This is a genomic window from Noviherbaspirillum denitrificans (assembly GCF_002211445.1).
Lineage (GTDB): Bacteria > Pseudomonadota > Gammaproteobacteria > Burkholderiales > Burkholderiaceae_D > Noviherbaspirillum > Noviherbaspirillum denitrificans.
In genome coordinates, this window is sequence record NZ_LSTO01000001.1 from 1488051 (window position 1) to 1492631 (window position 4581).

General features: G+C 63.4%; 2 protein-coding genes. One reads left to right on the forward strand and one right to left on the reverse strand.

Features of this window, described 5'->3' with window-relative positions; all coding sequences use genetic code 11:
- On the forward strand, positions 1-316 hold a 316-nt coding region (locus AYR66_RS29420), incomplete at its 5' end, for a cysteine hydrolase family protein (protein WP_206047096.1).
- A 146-nt stretch (positions 317-462) separates the two neighbouring features.
- Here the strand turns inward: AYR66_RS29420 and AYR66_RS07425 are convergent.
- Positions 463-4581, reverse strand: a 4119-nt coding sequence (locus AYR66_RS07425; protein WP_206047097.1) for a CheR family methyltransferase, incomplete at its 5' end; no start/stop codon positions are given.

Here is a 4581-nt window from a genome sequence, read left to right on the forward strand (position 1 = left end):
AGATCTGGATGCCCGCATACGGAATGACGGCTCTTTCAGGATATTTGCAAAAGCGAGCGCGAGTGCTTTCTCCAACCCGGAACTGGACCGCTATCTTCACATGGAGAAGATTTCCGATCTCTACGTGATGGGCGTTTTCGCGGAGGGCTGCGTACGATCCACAGTTCTGGATGCCCGGCGTCGCGGTTTCAAGGTGCATGTCCTGGCTGACGCAGTCGCAAGCAACGCGCCGTGGAAAAAACGATTCGGGATATGGTCGATGAAGCGGGCAGGTGCGAACATCGTCCAGCCCTTGCCCATACCACCGGCCTCCTGACATGGCATCGCACTGTAAAACGACAGGAGGCGATATTGAATCGCGCTCTTGCGATTGATGCCAAATCGGGCTGCAAGCAATGAATGCTCGACGCGAGCCATGACGAGAATCGGCGCCGGCGTCAGGCCCGCCCGACTGTTTGCAGCTTACTTCTGCGCTTTCTTTCGCGCAGTGATGTCGTCGTAAAGCAGCGCCAGACGGTCACCGCCGCGCGGGTAGACCTGCACTTCGAACCAGCGCCCGAGGGACGCCATCTCGTGCTCGACGCGATCCGGCTTTCCTGCCTGCGCGATGCGATCGTAGGTCTCGAGCCACCACGGCTCCAGCCCGGGGAACACCTCGCTCGCCTTCCGGCCGCACACCTGCGCCACGGGAAGCCCGAAGATCCGTTCGAAGGCCGGGTTGAATTCCAGGTAGTGCAGGTCGACCGCGCGGCCGCCGGCATCGCGCAGCAGTTCAAGCTCGCAATACCCCTGTGCCATCATCTCGAATAGCGTACGGTAGCGTTCCTCGCTGTCTTGCAACGCGGCTTCCGCATGCTTGCGCTCGGTGATGTCGGTAAAGAGCACCGCGACGCGCCGGCTTCCCTCGCCGCCAAGCCGGAAGATATTGAGGTCGAATACGCGCCCGAGCGCCAGCTCGCCTTGTTCCAGGCGGATCGACTCGCCGGTTGTCGCGGCACGGCCGTAGAGTTCGGCCCAGCGCGGGTTGGGGGTGCCGAGCAACTGGGTCGCGGTACGCCCTACCGGATAGGGCATGCCGGTGTGCCGCATGAATGCAGGGTTGACTTCGAGGAACAGGAAGTCCGTCCAGCGGCCCGCGGCGTCGGCCATGACCTCGACAACCGCGTAGGCTTCGTCCATCTCGTCGAACAGCGCGCGATACTTTTCCTCGCTCGTCCGCAGCGCCAGTTCGGCCCGCACCCGTTCGGTGATGTTGCGCCAGAACAGGGCTACACCGCCCTCGTCGGTCGGGTACGCATCTACCTCAAGATGAAAGTCATAGCCCTCGCCGGTGTAGTGGTGCGTAATATGCTGCTCAATACCCTCGGCCACAACACGTCTTAATGCATGTCCGATGGGTGCGTCCACGGACGCGGGGAAGGCGTCCCAATGCGAGCGCTTCAGCAGCATCGTGCGCCGCGTGCTGAGCAAGCGCTCGGCAGCAGCGTTCACGCCCACAATGCGGAAGTCGCGGTCGAGGACGCAATGCGCATCGCCCATGTGCTCAAGGATGCTCTCCGCGCGCCGCTCGGCGCGCGACGCGGTTTCCTCGGCCCGGGAACGCTCCACGGCCGCCCAGGTGCGTTCGGCAACCTCTTCGACCAGCGCGACTTCGGCGGGCGTCCAGCGGCGCGGTGCCGCGCTGATGGCGACCATCGACCACACCGGCTTGTTCTCGCCGTTGCGCAGCGTGGCAGCCACGAATGCGCGTACGCCAAGTTTGATGATATTGCCTCGCTCCGCTTCCGACAGGCCCGGCCGCTCGAACGCATCTTCGATCACCAGCGTCCGGCCTGGAGCGCCGCGAAATGCCTGCGGATAGTCGGAGAGGCAGAACGTGCCGGGAAGCGGTGGAACGCAATCAATTCCCGCCTGGTGCGTCACGTCCGCCGAGTCCTCGTCGAGACGGTAGGAGATGATGCAGCAACGGTCCAGCCGCATCTCATCGAAGAGCATTGGCAACGCGCGGTTCGCCACCGCATCGGCATTGAATTCCGCCCGCAATGCAACGGACAAGCTGAGCAGGAAAGTCTGGTGCCGCGCCCTCTGCTGCGCGAGTTCCTCGCTGCGCTTCATGCGGTCGATGTCGACCACCACTACCAGGGCGCCGGTGATGCGCCCCTCGCTGTCGCGCAACGGCTGCGAGCGCACTTCGGTCCAGATCTCATTGCCGTCGTCGTCCAGGTACAGCATCTGCATCCCGGGCAAGACGTTTTCACCGCAAAGCGCACGCGCGCCGGGAAAATCGTCAGGCTGGACGGGCATGCAGGCAGCGTCCCGGCCACGCCAGCGTGCCATTCGTTCAGGATCCCGCGATGGTATCTTGCCCGTTGGCAGAAAGCGCCGCATGACCTCGTTGAGGATGACCATGTTCCCGGCCGTATCGACGGTGCAGATTCCGATCGGCAGCGCAGCGAAAGCGAGCGCCAGGCGCCGTTCGCTCTCCTGCAAGGCTTTTTCGACGGTACGGCGGCTGGTGATGTCGAAGAAGGACATCACCGCGCCGGCGATACGGTCTTCGGTGGTGCGGTAAGGGTGTACCCGCACAATGTAATCGCGGCCGTCATTGCTGCGCACTTCCTGCTCCTGGGGTTGCAGTGTCTCGAAGACACGGAAGGATTCCTCGGCCAGGCGGGCATTGTCGAGCCTGCCGGCAAGATGCTGCAGCGGGCGGCCGACGTCGGCCGGAATCAGATTGAACAGCTCGGCGATACGCGGCGTGTAACGTACGATGCGCATCTCGCGGTCGAGGAACAGTGTCGCCACGTCGGATGATGCGATCAGGTTGTTCAGGTCGTCATGGTCCTTGGACAGGCTTTCCAGCCGGCGCTTGAGTTCGGTGTTGACTGTCCTGAGTTCTTCGTTGGCGGAGCGCAATTCCTCGTTCCCTGATTCCAGCTCCTCGTTCGCCGAGCGCAGCTCCGCGATGGCAGTCTGCAGCTCCTCGATCGTTGTGCGCAGTGCCGCGCTGGACTGTTCCGCCTGGTCCATCGTTTCCTGCAGCTTGCGGCGGGTCTGCCGCAGTTCTTCGTCCAACTGTTCCTGCAGCGACTGGTCGCTCCCGTCGACGGGAGCTGTCACTGCCGGCAGGTCAGCGACCTCGCTGAAGATCACCAGCATCAACAGGCCTTCGGCATGCTCGTCCTGAAACGGCAGCACTGTCATTTCCACCGCCCGATGCTCGCCGCCTTGTTCGTACCGTACCGGCCCGGTGCTGACCCGCAGGCCGCTTTTTTGCGACTGGAACAATGCAGTCCGCAATTCCAGCCGCAATTCCGGCGCCACCAGCGCTGCCAGATCACGTGTGGGTTCACCGCCGACATGGTGCAAAAAGTGGCTGGCCCGTTCCGAAATATGGACGATTTCGGAATTGCCATTGACCAGGATGCTGGGTGGCGCCTGTTCTGCCGCCTTGTGCAGGTGGATCTCGGCGAAGGAAAACAGGCGGCTGCGGCGCGCCGTGGCCGGCACCTCGTCGTGTTCCGCGGGCGCGGCACGCTGCACCTGGCGAACCGGGATCGCTGACGATAGCGAAGCAGCGCGCGATACCGGCTTCGCCTGGTAAAGCCGCTGCGCAGTATTGACCGGCGCAAACAGGTGCGATGCATCTTCGGCAGTTTCCGCGATGCCGAGCATCAGATAGCCGCCGGGATGAAGGGCGAAATGGAACGTGCCCAGCACGTGCCGGTGCATTTCCCTGTTCAGGTAAATGAGGAAATTGCGGCAGGTGATCAGGTTCAGCCCGGAAAAAGCCGGGTCATGCAGCAGGTTGTGCTCGGCAAACAGTACATGGTCGCGCAAGGCCTTGCGCACCTTGTAGCCGCCATTCTCCATCGTGAAATAGCGCTGCAGCCGCTCCTGGGGGACATCCTGCGCAATTGAGGCGGGATACAGGCCGGCACGCGCGGTGCGGATCGCATGCGCATCGATGTCGGAAGCGAATACCTGGACTTGCGGCGGGCGTGTCATCGCGTCCGTCTGGTCTTTCAGCAGCATGGCGAGTGAATAGGCTTCCTCGCCGGTCGAGCAGGCTGCCGCCCAGACCCGCACCGTATCGCCGGGCCCCTTGCCATGGAGGATTTGCGGCAACACCGTCTGCGCCAGCGCCGCAAAAGCTTCGCGGTCGCGGAAGAATTGGGTGACGCCGATCAGCAGGTCCTTGAGCAGCGCCTCCGATTCGCTGGCGTCCTGCTGCAACAGATCACGATAGCCGGGCAAGTTTCGCAGGGCGCGCACCTGCAGGCGGCGCTCCAGCCGGCGCAGCAGCGTGGGCCGCCTGTACTGGCGAAAGTCATGGCCAGTGCGTGCATGCAGCAGCGCCAGCACGTCGTCCAGCGTCTGCTGCGGATCGGGCCCCATGTCGAACGGCACTTCCGGAGGCGCATGTCCGTGCAAGGCCTCCTGCCGGATGGCCTGTGTAATGCCGCCCAGTTCGATCAACTTGCCAGGGATCTGGGCAGCGGTGAGCACGAAGTCCGCCATGCCTGAGTCGACCGCCGATTGCGGCATGCTGCTCTCGTCGGCATCGGCGGGCAACTGGGC